At 37.7% G+C, this 19,939-nt stretch carries 18 protein-coding genes; 5 read left to right on the top strand and 13 right to left on the bottom strand.

Annotated features, from left to right (window positions below; translation table 11 throughout):
- Positions 1-39: 39 nt before the first annotated feature.
- Positions 40-1,188, bottom strand: a complete 1,149-nt coding sequence (gene bshA / locus IW22_RS08990; protein WP_034725852.1) for an N-acetyl-alpha-D-glucosaminyl L-malate synthase BshA — start codon at positions 1,186-1,188, stop codon at positions 40-42.
- Positions 1,189-1,192: 4 nt separating this feature from the next.
- A complete protein-coding gene (locus tag IW22_RS08985) occupies positions 1,193-2,923 on the bottom strand; it encodes a glycoside hydrolase family 3 protein (protein WP_034725851.1) in 1,731 nt (576 codons plus the stop codon).
- Positions 2,924-3,038: 115 nt separating this feature from the next.
- Between IW22_RS08985 and IW22_RS08980 the strand changes: the two genes are divergently transcribed.
- Positions 3,039-3,560 carry a hypothetical protein gene (locus IW22_RS08980; RefSeq protein ID WP_034725850.1) on the top strand — a complete coding sequence of 174 codons (522 nt, stop codon included), beginning with the start codon at positions 3,039-3,041 and terminating at the stop codon, positions 3,558-3,560.
- 144 nt (positions 3,561-3,704) lie between these two features.
- Positions 3,705-4,094 carry a hypothetical protein gene (locus IW22_RS08975; protein WP_131401712.1) on the top strand — a complete coding sequence of 130 codons (390 nt, stop codon included), beginning with the start codon at positions 3,705-3,707 and terminating at the stop codon, positions 4,092-4,094.
- Positions 4,095-4,155: 61 nt separating this feature from the next.
- Here the strand turns inward: IW22_RS08975 and ribA are convergent, their stop codons facing one another.
- The 8 genes from ribA to IW22_RS08935 all read right to left on the bottom strand — a co-directional run bounded on the left by ribA (position 4,156) and on the right by IW22_RS08935 (position 11,238).
- The gene (gene ribA / locus IW22_RS08970; protein ID WP_034725848.1) at positions 4,156-4,752 is read right to left on the bottom strand and encodes a GTP cyclohydrolase II; all 597 of its coding nucleotides are present in this window, start codon (positions 4,750-4,752) and stop codon (positions 4,156-4,158) included.
- A 16-nt stretch (positions 4,753-4,768) separates the two neighbouring features.
- On the bottom strand, positions 4,769-5,224 hold the full coding sequence (locus tag IW22_RS08965; RefSeq protein WP_034725847.1) for a hypothetical protein: 456 nt from the start codon (positions 5,222-5,224) through the stop codon (positions 4,769-4,771).
- On the bottom strand, positions 5,221-5,835 hold the full coding sequence (locus IW22_RS08960; RefSeq protein ID WP_034725846.1) for a DUF4254 domain-containing protein: 615 nt from the start codon (positions 5,833-5,835) through the stop codon (positions 5,221-5,223). Before IW22_RS08960 ends, IW22_RS08965 begins: the two co-directional genes overlap by 4 nt.
- A gap of 15 nt (positions 5,836-5,850) precedes the next feature.
- Positions 5,851-6,066 (bottom strand): twin-arginine translocase TatA/TatE family subunit, encoded by a 216-nt coding sequence (locus IW22_RS08955; protein WP_034725845.1) that lies wholly within the window; start codon positions 6,064-6,066, stop codon positions 5,851-5,853.
- 32 nt (positions 6,067-6,098) lie between these two features.
- Complete coding sequence (locus tag IW22_RS08950; RefSeq protein WP_034725843.1) at positions 6,099-7,661, bottom strand: peptidoglycan DD-metalloendopeptidase family protein; 1,563 nt, start codon at positions 7,659-7,661, stop codon at positions 6,099-6,101.
- Positions 7,658-8,503 (bottom strand): DUF4292 domain-containing protein, encoded by an 846-nt coding sequence (locus tag IW22_RS08945; protein WP_034725840.1) that lies wholly within the window; start codon positions 8,501-8,503, stop codon positions 7,658-7,660. Before IW22_RS08945 ends, IW22_RS08950 begins: the two co-directional genes overlap by 4 nt.
- Before the next feature lie 108 nt (positions 8,504-8,611).
- Positions 8,612-9,628 (bottom strand): sugar phosphate nucleotidyltransferase, encoded by a 1,017-nt coding sequence (locus tag IW22_RS08940; RefSeq protein WP_034725838.1) that lies wholly within the window; start codon positions 9,626-9,628, stop codon positions 8,612-8,614.
- 155 nt (positions 9,629-9,783) lie between these two features.
- Positions 9,784-11,238 carry a lipopolysaccharide biosynthesis protein gene (locus IW22_RS08935; protein WP_034725837.1) on the bottom strand — a complete coding sequence of 485 codons (1,455 nt, stop codon included), beginning with the start codon at positions 11,236-11,238 and terminating at the stop codon, positions 9,784-9,786.
- Positions 11,239-11,453: 215 nt separating this feature from the next.
- On the opposite strand from IW22_RS08935, the gene IW22_RS08930 reads away from it, so the two are divergent.
- Positions 11,454-12,791 (top strand): dihydroorotase, encoded by a 1,338-nt coding sequence (locus IW22_RS08930; RefSeq protein ID WP_034725836.1) that lies wholly within the window; start codon positions 11,454-11,456, stop codon positions 12,789-12,791.
- Positions 12,792-13,109: 318 nt separating this feature from the next.
- Here the strand turns inward: IW22_RS08930 and IW22_RS08925 are convergent, their stop codons facing one another.
- From IW22_RS08925 to IW22_RS08915, 3 genes are all read right to left on the bottom strand, one after another.
- A complete protein-coding gene (locus IW22_RS08925) occupies positions 13,110-15,407 on the bottom strand; it encodes a GH92 family glycosyl hydrolase (protein WP_081873921.1) in 2,298 nt (765 codons plus the stop codon).
- A gap of 563 nt (positions 15,408-15,970) precedes the next feature.
- Complete coding sequence (locus tag IW22_RS08920; RefSeq protein ID WP_034725835.1) at positions 15,971-16,654, bottom strand: response regulator transcription factor; 684 nt, start codon at positions 16,652-16,654, stop codon at positions 15,971-15,973.
- Between the two features lie 18 nt (positions 16,655-16,672).
- Positions 16,673-17,920, bottom strand: a complete 1,248-nt coding sequence (locus IW22_RS08915) for a sensor histidine kinase (RefSeq protein WP_034725833.1) — start codon at positions 17,918-17,920, stop codon at positions 16,673-16,675.
- Between the two features lie 172 nt (positions 17,921-18,092).
- Here IW22_RS08915 and IW22_RS08910 point away from each other — a divergent pair, with 172 nt between their 5' ends.
- Both IW22_RS08910 and IW22_RS08905 read left to right on the top strand, forming a co-directional pair.
- Positions 18,093-18,503, top strand: a complete 411-nt coding sequence (locus tag IW22_RS08910) for a DUF1573 domain-containing protein (protein WP_034725831.1) — start codon at positions 18,093-18,095, stop codon at positions 18,501-18,503.
- Positions 18,504-18,866: 363 nt separating this feature from the next.
- Complete coding sequence (locus tag IW22_RS08905; protein WP_034725829.1) at positions 18,867-19,748, top strand: SDR family oxidoreductase; 882 nt, start codon at positions 18,867-18,869, stop codon at positions 19,746-19,748.
- The last annotated feature ends 191 nt before the right edge of the window (positions 19,749-19,939 follow it).

Genomic DNA, 19,939 nt, shown 5'->3' with positions numbered 1-19,939 from the left:
CTGCGGGAATAGAGATTATATTTTATCTGTTTGGTAAAATTAAGCTTTTGTCAGCTCCTTCTTGAAATTTTCTATAGTGGTTCTGTACATTTCTTCATAGATTGGAAGAATGTTTTTCAGATCAAATTTGATAGCCTGATCTTTTGCATTCTGCTTCATCGTAGTTAAAAGCTCTTCATTGCTTAAAAGTTTGATCGTATAGTTGCTCATCGCTTCTACATTTCCGATCTCGGCTAAGAATCCTGTTTCTCCCTGGATATTCACTTCAGGAATTCCTCCCGCATTGGAGCTGATCACTGGAGTGTAAGCTGCCATCGCCTCAAGTGCTGCCAGACCGAAACTTTCCTGTTCAGAAGGAAGTAAAAATACATCTGAAAGCTGTAAGATCTTATACAAATCATTTACTTTTCCTAACAGACGGATCTTAGAAATAAGCTCAGGATTTTCTTCCAGAAACTGGTTTACTTTTTCCATGTCCGGCCCTTCACCGATGATGATCAATTTTGACTTCACTTTTTTCTCAACGCTCTTGAAAATCTGCAGCACTTCATCTACACGTTTTACGGGACGAAGGTTAGAGACATGGATCAGGATTTTCTCATCCGGATTGGCAAACTGTGTTCTCTGGCATTCTGTTAAGTCGTCAAATTCAGAATTGTCAATAAAATTGGTAATCACCTGTATCTGCTTCTTGATATTGAAAAATTGGAGGGTATCTTTTTTCAGACTTTCAGAAACCGACGTGATGGCATCTGACTGGTTGATTGAAAATTCTACTGCATGTTTATAACTTGGATGCTGTCCAACTAAGGTAATATCTGTTCCGTGAAGTGTTGTTACCAATGGAACGTCATTCTTATCTTCCTTCAGCATCTGTTTAGCCGTAAATGCAGCATATGCATATGGAATGGCATAATGGGCATGTAGGAGATCCAGTTTATATAGATTTACGACACGGTAAATCATAGAACTTAACGCAATATCATATGGCTGATACTGGAAAAGCGGATACGTCTGTACATTCACTCGGTGAAAGAAAATGTTCGGGTTGGTAATGTCCAGTCTTGCAGGGAGCGCAGAACTTATAAAGTGAACCTCATAGCCTTTGTTGGCAAGAGACATTCCCAGTTCTGTAGCTACGATTCCGCTTCCTCCGTAGGTCGGATAGCAAAGTATGCCTATTTTCATTAGATTATTGTTGTTTTGATGTTGTAAAAACTGTGGTGTTCACATTCGAAGCAGAAGGAGCCTTTTCGATTCCCAATCCTGCTTTCAGCTGGTCATTCACCAGTACAGGCAGTTTGCCCCATATTTTTGTTTTTCCGTTCAGCGCAGCGGCTGCAGCGGTCATAGAGTCGTCGTTGTTTTCATAAGAGACAAGGACGGTAGATACTTTTGAAATATCAATATCTTTTAAAGCGTACGCGCTTCCGAATACATTTAAAATAACATTCTGGTTTTTGGTAAGATCAGCCAGAACTTTCTTTGATTCTGCTGAAATTTTATAAGGTTTGTATGCTGTAGAATTATCCTTGTGAAACCCTACGATTACGGTAGAACCTGCAGGGATGGTATTGATTTCGTTGGCTTTTTTAGTGATCACATTAGTTCCTAATTGATTCGCGAAAGTCTGATAAGGCGCTTCTTCCAAAGGAACATAATAAGTTTGTTTTCCGGTGATCGGAAGAAGTTTCTGGTCATCTTTTAACAAAGTCAAAGCATTGGCATAAAGATTTTGTACCAGCGTTTTGTGAGAATCATTATTCAGGTCGTTATTGATGTTTTCTGGATTTTTAGGAGTGTATAGTGTAAGACCCAGGAAATATTTTGTCAGTAAAATTTTCTTGACACTTTCCTCAACTCTTGACTGAGAAATTTCACCTTTTTCAATTCCTTTCTGAATTAATTTTTTTCCTTCCGAAACACCCTGTGAGAAAAGCATAATGTCATTTCCTGCTTTAAACGCAAGTGCATCCAGTTCGCCCGGCTTATATTTATTGGCTACAGCGCCCATATTTAGGGCATCGGTGATAATTAAACCTTTATATCCTAACTGATCTTTTAATATTCCCGTAATGATGTTTTTAGAAACCGAAGCAGGAATTCCTTTTCCGGATTCAAGACTTGGAACATATAAGTGAGCTACCATTACGCCACCGATTCCTTTATCCATCAAAGCTTTAAAAGGAGCCAGTTCCACGCTGTTTAATCTTTCTAAACTATGTGAAACTACCGGCAAATCAAGGTGAGAGTCTGTACTCGTATCTCCGTGTCCCGGAAAATGCTTGATCGCAGCAAGGATTGTATTGTCCTGAAGTCCGTTCGAATAAGATAAAGCTGAGCTGATCACATTATCCACTTCTGAACCGAAACTTCTGTTCCCGATAATAGGGTTGTTAGGATTGGTATTCACATCCACTACCGGTGCAAAATCCCAGTTGATTCCCATTCTATGGCAGTCTTCCGCTATTTTGGCGGACATCTGATAAATAAGGCTTTTATCCTGTATAGCACCAAGCGTCATCGCCCATGGAAATTTGTGTGCAGTAGCAATTCTCTGAAAAATTCCCCATTCTGCATCCATCCCGATCATCATCGGAACTTTTGATTTTTGTTGGAATTCATTTACCAGATTAATTTCTCTGGCTGCGTCATCCTGCATTAAGATCAGTCCTCCGATTTTATCATTAACCACGATGTTTCTGATCTGGTTGATATAGTCTTCACCTTTATTGGTATAGAGTGCTACAATAAACAGCTGACCCAGTTTCTCGTCCTGTGAAAGCGATCTGTAGGTTTTATCCACCCAGTGATTGGCCTTTTTTAGGTCTTCTTTAGAAATGTTTTTAGGCTGGTATTGAGCTTTGGCTGTAAAGCTTATTAAAGAAAAAATAAAGAGGGAAGTATATAGCAATTTCTTCATGATCTTTTGAATAAGAACAAAAATACAATTAAAAAAATGATGAAAACAAAGTTTTTGCAACTTTTGGTATATGATTTGAATACGCTTTATAAATAATAACTAAACTTTTCTAAAAATGAAAAAAATTCTTCCTTTTCTATTCCTGACATTTGTATCATTATTTATATTCAGCTGTGATAACAAAGATGATTCAGATAGCGATACCTATTCAAGAATGAGAGATATCACAGGATCATTCACTAATGGAAACGGATATGCGTTTACACAGGGAATTGATATTAACCAGACAGATGTGGTTTTAGTGTATAGAGCGGCAGGTAATGCATGGCAGCAGATTCCAAAATCTGTTTATTTACCAAATTCAGGGACTTTACCTACAAACAGAGTATTTGATTATAATTTCGTTTTTGATTCTCAGAATGTACAAATCAGAATCGACGATCAGAATTTTGATCTTGGAACACAAATGACACCAGCTGAGACTACAGCTTATTTAAATAATCAGAGATTCAGATTAGTACTTGTTCCTGCACAAGCAAGCAAAAATGCAAGTAGTGTAGATTACAGTGATTATAACGCTGTGGTGAAGTACTACAACCTTGATGAAACTAAGGTAAAGAATACCAAGGTAAACTAATTAAGAAATATCTTTTCAGTTTTTTATAATTATTAAGAGCTTCGGGAGTAATTCCGGAGCTTTTTTTTATTTCATTCTTTACAGTTTTCTTTGTGTAGAAATAAAAAAGATTAATTTTACCTTCAAACTATGAATAGTAAAACTATGATAAAGAACTGTTATTTTAAATTTTTACTTATTATTCCTTTATTGATGTTGTCTTCATGCAGAGAGACTGACGATAATAATGCAGATGAAAACTATGTTTCTCCCTATATGGGAAAATGGGTGGGAACCTATTCAGGTGAATTGAATGGAACTTTGATCCTGAATGTTTCAAAAAGTGGAAGCATTGAGGTAACAAGAACTGTAAATAATAATGTAGAGGAAGTGTATTCCGCAAGCCTTCAGCCCAATGAAAGTGGTGTTATAAATTCTTCTGTTTCTCCAAAAGGTTTTGTTCTCACCGGAAGTTTAAAAACCAAATCCGGGACGTGGAAACAGTATCATTTTAGGGGAAACTGGTCTCTGAAATTTTTACCTACTCCTTTATAATCGGATGTGGATAATCAAAATAAAAAGCTCCAGAATTTCTTCCGGAGCTTTTATGTTTTATCTAATTGTCATTATCATCTAATAAATGGCCGAAGAAATCTTTTTTTGTCTGCAGATAGCCCTTGCTCATCTCATTGGCGGGAATCTGTAAAGGAATCCTTGAATTGAGATGAATATTACTGTCTACTACATATTTTACCTTTTCCGGATTATTGGTTAAAAGATTAATGTCTTTTACATCCAGCAGGTTCAGAATATCGATAGCAACACCGAATTTTCTGTCATCAGCAGGGAGTCCCAGTTGAAGGTTCGCCTGTACTGTGTCAAGCCCTTTTTCCTGAAGTGAATAAGCTTTCAGCTTATTGATAATCCCTATATTTCTTCCTTCCTGACGAAGGTAAACAATAATGCCTCCGTGCTCGTGGGTATATTTCATTGCGGCATCCAGTTGCTGCCCGCATTCACATTTTTTTGAATGGAAAACTTCTCCGGTAATGCATTCTGAGTGGAAACGTACGTTCACCGGTTTTGAAAAATCTGTATTTTCTGCAACGATGGCCATGTGTGGCATCCAGTCGTTTTCGTTTTCGGAGAAAGCGATCATTCGGAAAGAGCCGTGTTCTGTAGGAACATTAGCTTCTGCCTGAATTTTAATCATTAATAGTGGTTCGTTTTTAATTTCCTTTTAAAGAATCTTCTATGACAGAAATATTGGTTTTTAGACGTACCAGGTATCTGTTGAGAACTTCATCATCATCTTTATCAAGCTGCTGTCTGAGTTTTTGAATTTTCTTGTATGATTTTTCGAAGCTTTTAACTGCCCTGTTTTTTCCGTTAGAGTTGTTGGCATCTATGGCATATAAATAATTCTGCAGGCTGTATTTCAAGCTGGTGACTTCATCATTTAAACCGTTATTCTTAAACTTTGGAAAAGTAGAAATCAGATTTGAAATTTCAGAAGCATTTACATTTTCTTTGATATTGATATCAAAACCTTTCTTTGCCCCTCTGTCGGAATCAGAACCTTTAGTTTCGCTGTAAAAATTATTAGACAACGGGGAAAGGTTAAGCTTCTCCGTTGCGCAGGAAGTTATAATTAGTAGTACTCCAAAAAAAATCAGTTTTCTCATTTCTGTTGCCCCTTTTGATAAAGGATCGGATTAAGACTGTCATCGTTATACATTTTCATTTGTTTGTATACCTTCATCTTAATATTACCGGATTCAATATCAGTAAGCAACTGATCTATAGAAGTTGATAGGTCTTCTTTCTGAGTAAGCAGTACATCCAGTTTAGCCTGGCAGTTGGCACGGTGCTCTTCAGAAGCGGATTCTCTATTGGCCTCTAACGACATGTGATAAACCTTTAATGCAAGAATTGATAGTCTGTCTACAGCCCAAGCGGGCGTTTCAGTATTGATTTTTGCATCAGGTCTAGGAGTTATATTTTCAAACTTAGTAAGGAACCAGCTGTCGATAAATTCTACCAGATCTGTTCTTTTCTGGTTAGATGCATCTATCGTTCTCTTCAGTTGAAGAGCTTCAGCGGGATCAATATTTTCATCTCTAATAATATCTTCTAAATGCCATTGAACGGTATCAATCCAGTTCTTTGCATACAAAATCCGTTCCAAACTATCTTTTTCGAACGGGTTATTAATTAGAGTGTTAACGTCATCGGACACGTGATAGTCTTCAATAGATTGATTGAAGACTTTCCATGCAGTCTCGGTAAAATTCATTAATTCTGAGGAATTTTAGTTGCTGGGAGTGTTATTATTGTTGTTGGTAGAAGAGGTTTTGTCAGAACCCGGTTTGTCTTCTTCCTTCACTGCATCTTTAAATTCTTTGATTCCTGAACCAACTCCTCTCATTAATTCCGGAATTTTCTTTCCTCCAAAAAGCAATACCAAAAGTATCGCTACGATAAGGATGTGCTGCCAAGATAAGGCTAATATTGTAAGTGTATTCATCTCTTAAGATTTTTACAAAGTTAAAGCTTTTTTTAATACGAAATCCAACCTAATGGATCAACTGGTGTATTTCCGTTCCATACTTGGAAATCAAGGGTATAAGAACCATCGAAATCCTGAGCAACAGTACCTACCGGAGTTCCGGAAGAAACCTGCTGTCCTTTGGATACACTTACGTTTCCTAGGTTAGAATAAATTGTAAAATAGCTTCCATGTTTTACCATAACGGTTTTGGTTCCGTCGCTGTTGGCCAATACAGAAGAGACTGTTCCGGGATATACAGATTTTGCGCGTGTTCCTGAAGGGACGGCTATTTTGATTCCTGTATTATCTTCAACAATATTTTTAAAAACCGGGTGTGGTTGTCTTCCAAATCGGTGGGTTACCTGTCCGGCTCTGTCCGCAGGATATCCTAATTTTCCTCTGCTGTCCGCAAAACTGCTGCCGGTAGAGGTCGTCACACCGTAGCTGGTCATCGCTTTCGTTTCAGCGGCTTTTTTCTCTTCTTCTTTTTTCTTGTTCAGTGCAGCTTCTGCAGCTCTTGCGGCAACAAGTTTATCAGTAGCTTCTTTTGCTCTGGCATTGGCTTCATCAGTTGCTTTTTTAGCGGCCACTCTTCTGGCTTCGTCTTTTGCACTGGCTTCTGCTCTTGTAGCCTCTTCATTACGTTTTCTCTCTTCTTCAGCTCTTTTTGCGGCAAGATCAGCGGCTTTTTTAGCTTCAATTTCTGCCAGCTTTCTTTCTCTTTCCAGGGCTTCGGCTCTGGCTTTAGCTTCAGCTTCAATTCTTGCTTTTTCTCTTTCCGCGATGATCTTAGCCATACGGATTTTTTCTGCTTCGGCTTTTCTTCTGGCTTCTTCTTCAGCTTTTGCTATTCTGATTTCTTCAGCGATGATGGCTCTGATTTGCCCTTCCAAAGCTTTAGACTGAACCTGTTTCTGTTTAAGTTCTACCGTAAGTTTGGCTTCATTTTTCTTGAAATCTGACAATAGTTGTTCCTTCTGTGCTCTTTCAGCATTGATGGTAGCCAGATCTTTCTGCTGGTTCACCAGAAGATTATCTTTTTCCCTTGCGGAACTCTGTTTCTGTGCGATTGATTTTTTGATCTGAGCTGCAGCGTTGCTGATCTCTGCCGCTTTTTTGTCCTGATAGTCAGCGTACTGTTTCAGGTATTGAACCCTTCTTATGGCTTCACCCAGATTTTTGGACGAAAGGATAAAGGTTACTTTGTTCTGTACCCCTTTGTTTTTGTAAGCATTGACTAAAACGTCAGCATAATTCTTTCTTAAAACCACCAGTTCTTTGTTCTGACGGTTGATTTCCAACTGACGCAGATAGATCTCGTCTTCAATGAATCTTTTTTCTTTCTGGGTATTGGTGTATACTTTTTCTCTCAACGTCAGTTTTTTATTAACGTTGGTAAGATAGGCCACTGAAAGTTTAGATTCGGTTCTGGTTTTAGCCAGATCTGTATTTATCTGTACAATTTGTTTTTTAAGATCGGCATTCTGTTTCTGAAGCTGTTCCTTGTTCTGCTGTCCCTGATGCAGGCCGAACAGTAGAATACCTATTAAAAAGCTAAATTTTTTAATCATTTAATCTCAATTTTCTTATAACTGGATGGTACAGAATAAGGTGTTTCCATCCTCGAAAAGTCAAATTTCGTGTTTTCCAGTAAAATCTGACTAGATTTTGAGCCTTTTATAATTATTTTAACATTTTTTGGAAGGCGGATTCCATCGTATTCATTCCAGTTACTGTAAGAGATTTCCAGTTCGTCTGTAGATAAAACATCCTTTAAATTCACGCTTAGCAGATCATAATTCGTATCATAGTTAAGCACAATTTTATACTCTCTGGTTTTCTCATCCGTCGTTATTTTCTGGTTGGCATTGGAAACCATTTTAAAGCCCTGTGCGTTTTGGGTCAGGGTAAACTGAGAATCGCTGATCTTGACAAAAGTTCTGCCCATCAGTATTTTTTCCAGCGATTTGTAATCGATGAAATTGACATTAAGCAGTTTATTCAGATAATCAAAATCAGAATCGATGTAGGTTTTGCTGGTTTTATCCTGGCCTTTAATTCCTTCCGGTGTGGCGATCCCTTTGGCTACATTAAAAAATAGCGCCTGAAGATTCATCCATACCTTTTTGTCGTTTTCAATATAGATCACCGCATCCAGGGTTGGAATAAAACTTCCGGTTTCCACATTTACTTTACTGTTGATCTTAACCTGATCAAATTTCAGAGGAACCACCACGTGCTCATAAAATGAAAACTTATCTCTTACCGCCTCATTGGCATCTTTAGGATTACGGTTGTCATCTGTGACTACAACAGTGCTATCCTGTGCTTTGCCGTTGTTTTTGGCTGCATTTCTTGTTTTACAGGATGAAAGGGTAAGGAATAGTAAAAGTATCGGGATCCAGTTTTTCATGTATTTATCTTTCAATTAAAGAAAAAACGCTGCAATATTAACGCCAAACCACACAAAAAATGTTGTGTGGTCTGGATGTATCTTGTTTTATATTAATTATTTCTGATCTTATTTAGATAAAAAATCTAAAACCGAATAGTCACCTAATGAGATTTCTCTGGCCACTCCAAAGTATTGTGCAGAATTTCCAATCATAGAGTTGGAAAGGTTTCCGTGATTGATCCTTGTGTTCTCCTGAATCAGAGAGTTTTCGATATTTGAATTCACGATGATCGTATTGTTTCCTAATGAAACGCCCGGACCTACCTTTGAATTGGAGATCTTTACGTTTTCACCAATAAAACACGGCTGGATAATCAATGAATTTTCGATAACTGCTGATGCAGGATAATTATTCATTTCTTCTATTTCGTACGCAAGGATTTTGCTGTTGGTTTCTACGGTAGCATTTTTGTTTCCGCAGTCCATCCAGTCGTTTACTTTTCCTAAAGTGAATTTTGCTCCTTTTGCTCTAAGGTTCTCAAGAGCAGTTGTCAGCTGATATTCGCCACCGTTTTTTATATTATTGTCCATAATATAATTGATTTCATTCATCAGTTTTTCAGCACTGTTGAAATAATAAATCCCGATGATGGCAAGGTCTGATACAAAGGTCTGCGGTTTTTCCACGAAGTCTGTAATGAAACCATAGTTGTCTAATTTTACCACTCCGAAAGCAGACGGATCTTCCACACTTTTCACCCAAATTACTCCATCCGAATTTTTATCCAGCTGGAAATCTGCACGGAAAAGCGTATCTGCAAAAGCAATCACCACATCTCCCTGCATAGAGTCTTCAGCACATTTGATAGCGTGTGCGGTACCCAGAGGATCGTTCTGGTAATAGATGCTGCCTTTTGCTCCCAGTTTTTCGGCTATCAGAAGTAAAGATTTTTCAATCTCCGGTCCGAAATCTCCAATGATAAATGCTACTTCTTCAATTTTTTCACCTGCTACTTTAGCAATATCTTCTACCAGTCTCTGCACGATAGGTTTTCCTGCAATAGGAATAAGAGGTTTAGGAACGGTCAGAGTATGTGGACGTAATCTGGAACCGCGTCCAGCCATAGGAACAATTATTTTCATAGACTATATGACAATGTTTTTATTTGTTAGTTTTTATTTTGGTACGGCTAAAGGTAATAATTTAAATCATTGCTGATCGTAATATTTATCATCTTTGCAAACTGCTGTTTAATTTTTTTTAAAGAACTCAATAGTATCAAATTAGAGGCCATACCCTAAGACTTTTTTAGTATTTTGGATACGATAGCCTTCTCTTTATAGGCTACGAGGCCAATGAAAAGAAGTAAAAATAAATTTCCTACAAAGTAATTGGTTCTGAAAAAATAGAAGGATACCAGAGAACACGTAATGGTAAAGACCAGATAGAGTGCAATTTTTCCGGTATTGTAATGAATCGGGTACTGTTTCTGTCCCCAGACGTATGAAATGACCATCATAGACATAAAGGTGATCAACGCGGCCATGGCACTAGCCCAGTATCCATATTCCGGAATAAAGAAGAAGTTGATGAAAACGGTAATACATGCACCAATCACTGAAATATATAAACCGACTCTGGTTTGATCAGATAATTTATACCAGATGGAAAGATTAAGATAGATTCCAAGGAACAGAGCACCCAGCATTACAAACGGAATGATTTCAATCCCTTCATAATATAATGGGTTACTCAGGTATTTTTCTGAAATCCACTGAAGATTTACCATCAGTCCCATATAAATAATGCAGCTGCAGATGACAAATACATCCATTAGCACAGCGTACGTTTTATGTGAATCTTTATTTTTAAAACTTGAAAAGAAATACGGTTCTATGCCCAGCTGATACGCCTGTCTGAAAACCGTAATAAAAGTCGCGATTTTATAAACCGCTCCGTAAACTCCGATCTGATGGCGTGCTTCGTCCGGAGGAAGTAGATATTTCAAAAACTGTCTGTCAAGCGTCTGGTTAACGATTCCTGCCAGTCCTGCAATCATTACCGGCCATGAATAATTCATGATTCTTTTCCATAATTTAAAATCAAATTTGGAAATACTGAAGCTGAAAAATTCTTTTCCTACAATTAGTAATGTGATGATACTCTGTACTAAGTTGGCGATGAATACATAGCCAACTCCCAATTGAGGATCATATTTTAAACCAAAAATTCCTTCCGGATGTTTTGGAAGCCACCTGATAAAGAATATGACTAATAGAAAGTAAACGACAGATCCTGCCACCTTGGAAAACATATATTTGAAAGCTTTCCCCTGCAGCCTTAATATAGCGGAAGGAATGGTAGAAAACGCATCCAGAGAAAGGATGAATAAAAAGATGACAAGATAGTTGACCTGGTCCGGAGTTTCAAAAGCTATGGCGAGTTCGTTTCTGAAGACATAGCCTAAGCCAAGATAGATCAGGGCAATGCTGATAATACTTACCGAACATGTTGAAATCAATGTTTTCTTATCAATGCTTTCTTCCTGTGCAAACCTGAAAAAAGAGGTTTCCATACCGTGGGTAAGGAGAACCGTAATTACTCCTGCGATGGAGTACCAGTCTACAAAGGGCGATGAAGCCGCGGGCCCGAAAGCCTTTGTCACAATAGGTGCAATGATGAACGGGAAAATACGGACTAATACTGAACTAAGCCCATATACGGCGGTCTGACCGAATAACTTCTTATACAAACTCGAAAATTTTATGCAAATGTAAATATTTAGAAACTGATTTTAACGAGCGAACTTAAAATTCATTCATAAACCTTAATTTTGCTTTTTGTAGATGTTGGATATGAGAAGTTAGAAATTAGTGATTGCAGTTTTATCAAGCACTTATAATTTTTAGCTTAAAAATTTTCTGACATCTGACTTCCAATATCTAACATCTAATTTCTAAAGTAAAAATGAAGACCCTAATCAAAAATGTAAAGATCGTGAATGAAGGTAAGATCTTCGAAAGCGATATCTTAATAGAAAATGACCTGATCTCTAAAATAGATTCCTCGATTGCTGAAGAGGCGGATCAGATCATTGACGGTTCCGGAAAATATCTTCTGCCTGGTGTCATAGACGATCAGGTGCATTTCAGAGACCCGGGATTGACGCATAAAGGAGATATTGAAACAGAATCAAGAGCTGCCATCGCAGGTGGAATTACAAGTTTCATCGATCAGCCGAATACGGTTCCTAATGCCGTTACTCAGGAATTATTAGCGGATAAATACGAGATAGGTTCTCAGAAAGCATATGCCAACTACGGTTTTATGATGGGCGGAACCAATGATAATCTTGAAGAAGTTTTAAAGACCAATCCGAGAAATGTTCCGGGAATAAAATTATTCTTAGGCTCTTCTACCGGAAATATGCTGGTAGACAATCCGGAAACGCTGGAAAATATTTTCAGCAGCACAAAAATGCTGATTGCTGTTCACTGTGAAGATGAAGCTACGATCAGAGCGAATACACAGACCTACCTTGACGAATATGGAGAGGACATTCCTGTGAAATTTCATCACCTGATCAGAAGTGAAGAAGCTTGCTATAAATCATCTTCAAAAGCCATTGAGCTGGCAGAAAAAACAGGAGCGAGGCTTCACGTTTTTCACCTTTCAACAGCAAAAGAAATGGATCTTTTCAGAAATGATATTCCATTAAAAGATAAAAAAATTACCGCTGAAGTATGTGTTCATCACCTGACATTTACCAATGAAGATTATGAAACAAAAGGTTCTCTGATCAAGTGGAATCCCGCTGTAAAAACCCAGAAAGACAAAGATGCCCTTTGGGAAGCGCTTTTGGATGATAGGATCGATGTAATCGCGACCGACCATGCGCCGCATACTGCTGAAGAAAAACAGAATGTGTATACAAAATGTCCTTCCGGTGCTCCTTTGGTACAGCATTCGTTACCTGTGATGCTGGAAAATTATCATCAGGGAAAAATTTCTTTGGAAAAGATTGTTGAAAAGATGTGTCACAATCCGGCGATCCTTTTCAGGGTTGAGAAAAGAGGTTTTGTAAGAGAAGGGTATAAGGCAGATCTTGTTTTGGTTGATGTGAATGCAGACTGGACGGTAGCTAAAGATAACCTTCTGTACAAATGCGGCTGGAGTCCTCTGGAAGGAATGAATTTACATTCTAAAGTAACCCAGACTTTTGTTAATGGACATCTGGTGTATGACAACGGGAATATTGCAGAAGAAAAATTCGGAGAGAGACTTCTTTTTGAAGTAGGAGAATAGTAAGATTAAACTAAAAATAATAAAAGGGCAAATACAACTATTTGCCCTTTTTGTTTTTATAATTCCGGATGCTGAAACCACCCCGTCAAAAATTCTTTGAATTTTCGCCACCTCAATAAATGGTATTTATCAATATAAAAATCTATGATTTTTTAAAACTTATGTGATCTTCTTATTCGAAAAGCATTGGACTTAAAATAACTTAAGTGTTCAAAATCTTTTGCCGCTTTGTGGTTCGTAATATTTTTTTAACCACTGATTTCACAGATGATTGGGGATATTTGTGTAGGTTATTTGTGGCGCTTGTGTTTAGAAAAACTATTTCTTCGCCTTTGCACTCATATAAAAAGTAAGTTTTCCACCCGCTGTAATCTCAGAATGCTTTAAGATAAAATTCTTAATCTCTTTCCCATTCAGAAGGATCTTTTCCACATACACATTCTTCGGGCTCTGATTGATGGCTTCAATTTCAAAAGTCTTTCCGTTTTCAAGATTCAGAACCGCATGATCTACGGCTGGACTTCCAATCGAGTAATCTTCAGAACCCGGAGCTACCGGATAAAATCCAAGAGAGCTTAAAATATACCATGCACTCATTTGTCCAGCATCGTCATTTCCTCCAAGGCCGTCCGGTGTCGCTTTGTACTGCATTTCTAAAATACGGCGGATCTGAGCCTGGGTTTTCCATGGCTGTCCTGCCCAGTTGTAGAAGTAGGCCACGTGGTGAGCCGGTTCGTTTCCGTGAACATAACCTCCGATAATTCCTTCTCGGGTAATATCTTCTGTATCGGCGAAAAATTCATCGGGTAGATGCATGGTGAAAAGTTCATCCAGTTTTGAAGCAAATTTTTTCTTTCCACCCATCATCTGCATTAAACCATCAGGATTTTGAGGAACAAAAAAGCTGTAGTTCCGGGAATTTCCTTCGATGAAACCCTGACCGTGGGTGCTTAGAACATCAAAATCTTTTTTGAAACTTCCGTCTGCTAATCTGGGACGCATAAATCCGGCTTTAGGATCAAAATTATTTTTCCAGTTTTCAGAACGTTTAATAAACTGATTGTAGATTTCTGTTTCGCCTAAATGTTTGGCCAGCTGAGCAATCGCCCAGTCGTCATAAGCATATTCCAACGTATTGGAAACTGAAGTTCCATTTTTCTCAGCTGGGATATAACCCATGTCGATATAATATCCGATGCCTTCATAATCTCTTTTGTTGGCGGTTGCGATGCAGGCTTTCAATACTTCTTTAGGATCACCGTTGTAATTTCCTTTGATCACGGCATCAGCAGCTACACTTACGCTGTGATAACCGCTCATACACCAGTTGTCATTGGCATAATGGGACCAGATCGGAAGCATTTTCATGGAAAACTGATCATAATGGGCCATCATCGATTTAACCATATCATTATTTCGTTTTGGCTGGATGATATTAAAGAAAGGGTGAAGGGCCCGGTACGTATCCCAGATAGAGAACGTTGTATAATTGGTGAAACCTTCCGCTTTGTGGATATTCTGATCCAAACCTTTATATTCTCCATTGATGTCCATATACGTGGTAGGACTGATGAAAGTATGATACATCGCGGTATAAAAGTTCGTTTTTTCTGTTTCGGAACCTTTGATAACGATTTTATTCAGTTCTTTATTCCAGTTTTCCTGGGCTTTTGCTTTAATCTGATCAAAAGATAGATTGCCTGTTTCTTTTTCAAGATTTTCCAGAGCATTGGTTTGGCTTACCGGAGAAATGGCCAGTTTCACTTCAACGGCTTCATTTTCCTGAGTATCGAAATCAAAATACATTTTCAGGTTTTTGCCGGCAATTTCCGGGAAGTTTTTATTCTGATCAAATTTTCTCCAGAATCCTCTGTACACCTGAGGTCCGTCAAAATTTTTCTGTCCGTAAGATTTAAAAGGTTTTGAGAATTTCATCGCGAAATAAACCGTTCTGGTTCTTGCCCAGCCATTGGTTTGACGATAACCTGTGACTGTTCCGTCGTTTTCTACACGAACGTAGGTCCATACATTTTTACCTTCATAATTATAGATTCCTGCGGTCAGATCTAAAATAATATGGGCCTGATCAGATTTTGGAAAGGTATAACGGTGAACTCCGGATCTTGTGGAAGCCGTCAGTTCTGCGAGAATATTGTGATCATCAAGCTTGACTTTATAATATCCGGCCTCTGCTTTTTCATTTTCGTGGGAGAACCGGCTTCTGTAGCCTCTTTCAGGATTTGTTGCGGTTCCTGGGTTCAACTGCAGTTTACCGACTGTCGGCATAATCAGGAAATCTCCAAGGTCAGAATGTCCTGTTCCGCTGAAGTGCGTAGAGCTGAAGCCTACGATTGTTTTGTCTTCATAGCGGTATCCTGCACAGTATTTATAAACCTCGCCGTTGTATTTGCCATTGAGTTCATACGAAATCGTATCCGTTTCCGGGCTCAGTTGTACAGCTCCGAAAGGAACGGTAGCTCCGGGATAGGTATGTCCCATTTTTTCGGTCCCGATTAATGGATTGACGTATTGTATTAATCTTTCAAATTTTTGGGCTTTAAGATGTAAACCAAAAAATAAAAGGAATAGAAAAACAGTAGTTCCGTGATTTTTCATTAAGGATTCATTTTCAAAGTTTAAAATTAATTAAAAATCAAAGAATAATCCGTTACCGTTGTAATTTAGAAACAATCGTATCCAAATTTAACCGGAGTTCGGGATAAGACATTTGTTTTAGATTTCAGACATCAGACTTTTTTATGAATCTTAGTACCTGATAACGTTTCTGGATGTGGGTTTCGTGGTTCAAACCATAAACTATTTTTACGTCCATATACTGGATCAATTTTAAACCCTGAGCAAGAGATAAGTTTTTTTCACGCAAAGTTCTATTCTAATACCGTACAGTACAAGGAGAGCAAAGAGAGGAATCAATTTCATTGATTCGATTAAGTGGATGTTGCATACCGGGAGCTTCATCAGTGACGCAGTCACAGTCTTTGCCTTCCTCAAAACTAAACATTAACAAGATGAAACTTTGCGTGAAAAAAACTTATTTCTTCCAAGTTTTGCAGGCGATTCCCCATACTTTCAAATCCCAAATTCTGTAGCTTTTATCCTGAAACTCATTACTCATAATTCAAAACTCATAACTCTTAAAAAACCTGTACCGCGTAACTTTATTTTTTTTCAGAAAAACGAAAGCCTATTCCGTGCAGATTTTCAATTAAAATAGTCTGCTCATCCGCCAGTACTTTTCGCAGGCGGGAAATAAATACATCCAGACTTCGTCCCATAAAATAGTCATCGTCTCCCCAGATCGCTTTCAGAATGTCCTGTCTTTTAACAACAATATTCTTGTGGCGGATAAAATATAAAAGGAGTTCAGATTCTCTTTGGGTAAGCGTAATGCTGTTATCCTGATTCTGGAGTGTGTAATTTTTTGGATCAAAATCATATTTCCCGACTCTGTATTGTGCCGGGGATGTATTGGTTTTCTTAGTACGTTTCAGGAAAACTTCGATTTTAAGGATCAGTTCTTCAATGCTGAAAGGTTTTACCAGATAATCATCGGCCCCGATTTTCAGCCCTTTGATTCTGTCTTCTTTTAAAGTTTTTGCAGAAATGAAAATAATAGGAATGTCTGAATTTTTATTGCGGATGTGCTCTGCCACTTCAAATCCGTTGAGTCCCGGCATCATAATATCCAGCAGGCAGATATCAAAACTTTGGCTGTTGAATGCCTCAAGTGCAGATTTTCCATCCGGGTAACAGTTGATATCATAATAACTTTCCAGGCTGTCCTGAATCAGGAAGGCTATCGTTTCGTCATCTTCTGCATATAAAATTTTAGATTTCTCCATACGTACACATGATTAAATTTAAGACGGGAAAAAGAGAGTCGTAGTAATTCCTTTATCAGCATTATTTTCAACTGAAATTTTCCAGTTGTGCTGCTGGACGATTTTTTTTACATAAAATAATCCCAATCCAAAGCCATTGACTTCTTCACTCTTTCTGGTATTCACCCTGTAAAATTTATCAAAAATATGAGGAATATTTTTAACAGGAATCCCCATTCCGTTGTCTTTAAACTTTAAATATAAACCTTTTGAATCTTTATAGGCTGAAATGGCGATCTGAGGATTGTTTTCACAGTACTTTACGGAATTGTCCAAAATATTGTAAATGATGTTCGTAAAGTGAAATTCATCTGCCATGACGGAGAAACTGTTTTCGATGTCTATATCGATCGTCATATTTTCATTATTCTGCTGAATGGTGTCAGCAATTTCCTGAATAAACGGAAGTAATATGATTTTTTGAGGTTTTAATGACAATCCGGACGTGTCATTTTTAGCGATATTGAGTATTTTTTCAATATGATTATTGAGCTTGTAGCTTTGATTGATAATGATGGACGTGTAAGTTTGTAGTTTTGGATTTTCCTGCACGATATTCTGCTTGTTGAGCGATTCTGAAGCCAGAAGGATAGAAGAAAGAGGCGTTTTAAACTCGTGGGTCATATTATTGATGAAGTCACGCTGCAGCTCCGAGAATTTTTTTTGCTGGATAATGGTGTAGATAGAATAAACATAAACCAGAAGAATGATAATAAGGGCAAAAGTAAGGACATACCAAAATCTTAGTGAGCTGATCAGATAAGTGGTTTTATCAGGAAAACGGATCGAAAAATAATAGATCAGATTTTTATGCTTTGGAAAATTAATTACCTTATCACTCGGACTTTCCTGATTTTTCGACATATACTTTCCATACACCATTTTATCGCTGTGACAGTTATATAAAGCATATACATAATCTGTGTTCACCTGGAAACGGGTGAATTCTGTTTTCAGATAGTGTTCCAGTACAACGGGATGAAATTCATTATTTGTATTAACTACATAATAATCGTTGGCAATAATCTGTACCGGATTTTCAGTGAAAGAAGTTTTTCCGCCGGATAATTTTTCCGCCACTTCCATTAAGGCAATATTTACCTTTTGATTAAATTTTTTATCTTCAAGATTATAAGCCTGCCGGGTCCAGAGAAGCTGTGCTATTAAAATCCCAATAATAGCAATGAATCCCAGTGTTATAATAATATTGAGTTTTTTGATTTTCATTTCCTGAAGCAATATTATCCAAAAATATCTATTTATCTTTGATCATTAACAACTCATTAACAAATGTTTGATAGTGATTAACAAGTTGTATGAATGATCCGCTCTATATTTGCTATATCAAACGATAATAACCGATTCCTTTGATTTTTTATTAACTATTAAATATATACTCATGAAAAAATTACAAATCTCAGCGCTTTTAGCAGTGCTTGCTTTCTCTCCGTTTTATGCGAACGTATTTCCAGGTGAAACTGCTTCTATCGTAAGAACAATTGCAGATGCCATTAAATGGAAATCAGAATCTATAGACGTAGGAAACATCCCTCAGGGAAAACCAAAAACAATCAGATTCGAATTTACAAATACCTCTTCAAAACCAATCGTTATTGAAAATGTAGCTCCTTCTTGTGGATGTACAACTGCAGACTACACTAAAACGCCTATTCTTCCTGGGAAAAAAGGATTTGTAGAAGCCAGCTACAACGCAGCAGCGGCTGGTGCATTCATGAAAACAGTGAATGTTACAACAAGCGAAAGCAAAACACCTAAAACTCTTTCATTCAAAGGAGTAGTGGTAGCATAATCCGTTTTTATAACAGACAATCATCATAAATCCAGCAACCTTGTAATTCGTTACAGGGTTGTTTTTAGTATAAACATTCGCTTAATCAAATCGATCAAAGATCGATTCCATCTTTGCAACGCTTATAATATGCGTAGTTAATGTAAAACTTTGCGCTAAAAAATACACGTACAATTTTATTCAGTCATTTTGCACCTGTTCACTTTTTCCAGCTTGAAATTATTTTTTATCTCAAATTCTATAACGCTGGTATTGTTTTTATCTCTGGAAAAGAGAATCACTATTTATAACATTATTATTTATCCCATTATTTTAAAGGGCATGAATTCAATATTTAGTATTTTTAGGAAAAAATAAGATCATATGAATTTATATACACAGCCAATGTTGCGCGAAGGTGCATTACAGGATAAAGTTGCGATTGTAACGGGAGGCGGAAGCGGCCTGGGAAAAGCAATGACCAAATATTTTCTGGAACTGGGAGCAAAAGTGGTGATCACTTCCCGTAATCTGGAGAAACTACAGGGGACTGCAAAAGAACTGGAAGAGGAAACCGGAGGAAAAGTTCTGTGTGTTGCCTGTGACGTGAGAAACTGGGATGAGGTGGAAGCAATGAAAGAAGCGACATTGAAAGAATTCGGAAGAATTGATATTCTGTTAAACAATGCGGCCGGAAACTTTATCTCACCTACAGAGAGACTGACGCATTCGGCTTTTGATTCTATTTTGGATATCGTTTTAAAAGGAACAAAAAACTGTACCCTTTCCATCGGAAAACACTGGATCGATTCTAAAAGTCCGGGAACTGTTTTAAATATTGTAACTACTTATGCGTGGACAGGATCTGCTTATGTAGTTCCTTCAGCCTGTGCAAAAGCTGGTGTTCTGGCGATGACCAGATCTTTGGCTGTAGAGTGGGCAAAATACGGAATCCGTTTCAATGCAATCGCACCGGGACCTTTCCCTACGAAAGGAGCCTGGGACAGATTGCTTCCGGGAGATCTTCAGGAAAAATTTGATATGAGGAAAAAAGTTCCTTTGAGAAGAGTGGGAGAACATCAGGAGCTTGCGAATCTGGCTGCTTATCTGGTTTCAGATTATTCTGCTTACATGAATGGAGAAGTAGTAACTATAGACGGTGGCGAGTGGCTTCAGGGAGCCGGCGAATTCAATATGCTTGAAGATATTCCAAAAGAAATGTGGGATGCATTGGAAGCAATGATCAAAGCGAAAAAAACAAATTAAAATATTTTTAGTTGAAGAAGGCAGGAAGCCTGAAACTGGAAGAGGGAAGATATTGAGACTCCAAGAGAAACGTTAATCGTCAATTTTACTTCGTAAGTGAATGATGATTTTTTGGTAAATATGAGTTTTTAGACATGAGACAAGACTCAAATATGCATCTCTCGAAACTCTCAAACACTCAAACACTCTGA

This window comes from Chryseobacterium sp. JM1 (assembly GCF_000737715.1).
GTDB lineage: Bacteria > Bacteroidota > Bacteroidia > Flavobacteriales > Weeksellaceae > Chryseobacterium.
The sequence above is the reverse complement of the archived record's forward strand: the minus strand, read 5'-3'. Positions and strand labels throughout refer to the sequence as shown.

Excerpts from the sequence above, each read along its gene's own strand:
- bshA (WP_034725852.1), bottom strand. The coding sequence starts at position 1,188 with ATGAAAATAGGCATACTTTGCTATCCGACCTACGGAGGAAGCGGAATC.
- IW22_RS08985 (WP_034725851.1), bottom strand. The coding sequence starts at position 2,923 with ATGAAGAAATTGCTATATACTTCCCTCTTTATTTTTTCTTTAATAAGC.
- IW22_RS08980 (WP_034725850.1), top strand. The coding sequence starts at position 3,039 with ATGAAAAAAATTCTTCCTTTTCTATTCCTGACATTTGTATCATTATTT.
- IW22_RS08975 (WP_131401712.1), top strand. The coding sequence starts at position 3,705 with ATGATAAAGAACTGTTATTTTAAATTTTTACTTATTATTCCTTTATTG.
- ribA (WP_034725848.1), bottom strand. The coding sequence starts at position 4,752 with ATGATTAAAATTCAGGCAGAAGCTAATGTTCCTACAGAACACGGCTCT.
- IW22_RS08965 (WP_034725847.1), bottom strand. The coding sequence starts at position 5,224 with ATGAGAAAACTGATTTTTTTTGGAGTACTACTAATTATAACTTCCTGC.
- IW22_RS08960 (WP_034725846.1), bottom strand. The coding sequence starts at position 5,835 with ATGAATTTTACCGAGACTGCATGGAAAGTCTTCAATCAATCTATTGAA.
- IW22_RS08955 (WP_034725845.1), bottom strand. The coding sequence starts at position 6,066 with ATGAATACACTTACAATATTAGCCTTATCTTGGCAGCACATCCTTATC.
- IW22_RS08950 (WP_034725843.1), bottom strand. The coding sequence starts at position 7,661 with ATGATTAAAAAATTTAGCTTTTTAATAGGTATTCTACTGTTCGGCCTG.
- IW22_RS08945 (WP_034725840.1), bottom strand. The coding sequence starts at position 8,503 with ATGAAAAACTGGATCCCGATACTTTTACTATTCCTTACCCTTTCATCC.
- IW22_RS08940 (WP_034725838.1), bottom strand. The coding sequence starts at position 9,628 with ATGAAAATAATTGTTCCTATGGCTGGACGCGGTTCCAGATTACGTCCA.
- IW22_RS08930 (WP_034725836.1), top strand. The coding sequence starts at position 11,454 with ATGAAGACCCTAATCAAAAATGTAAAGATCGTGAATGAAGGTAAGATC.
- IW22_RS08925 (WP_081873921.1), bottom strand. The coding sequence starts at position 15,407 with ATGAAAAATCACGGAACTACTGTTTTTCTATTCCTTTTATTTTTTGGT.
- IW22_RS08920 (WP_034725835.1), bottom strand. The coding sequence starts at position 16,654 with ATGGAGAAATCTAAAATTTTATATGCAGAAGATGACGAAACGATAGCC.
- IW22_RS08915 (WP_034725833.1), bottom strand. The coding sequence starts at position 17,920 with ATGAAAATCAAAAAACTCAATATTATTATAACACTGGGATTCATTGCT.
- IW22_RS08910 (WP_034725831.1), top strand. The coding sequence starts at position 18,093 with ATGAAAAAATTACAAATCTCAGCGCTTTTAGCAGTGCTTGCTTTCTCT.
- IW22_RS08905 (WP_034725829.1), top strand. The coding sequence starts at position 18,867 with ATGAATTTATATACACAGCCAATGTTGCGCGAAGGTGCATTACAGGAT.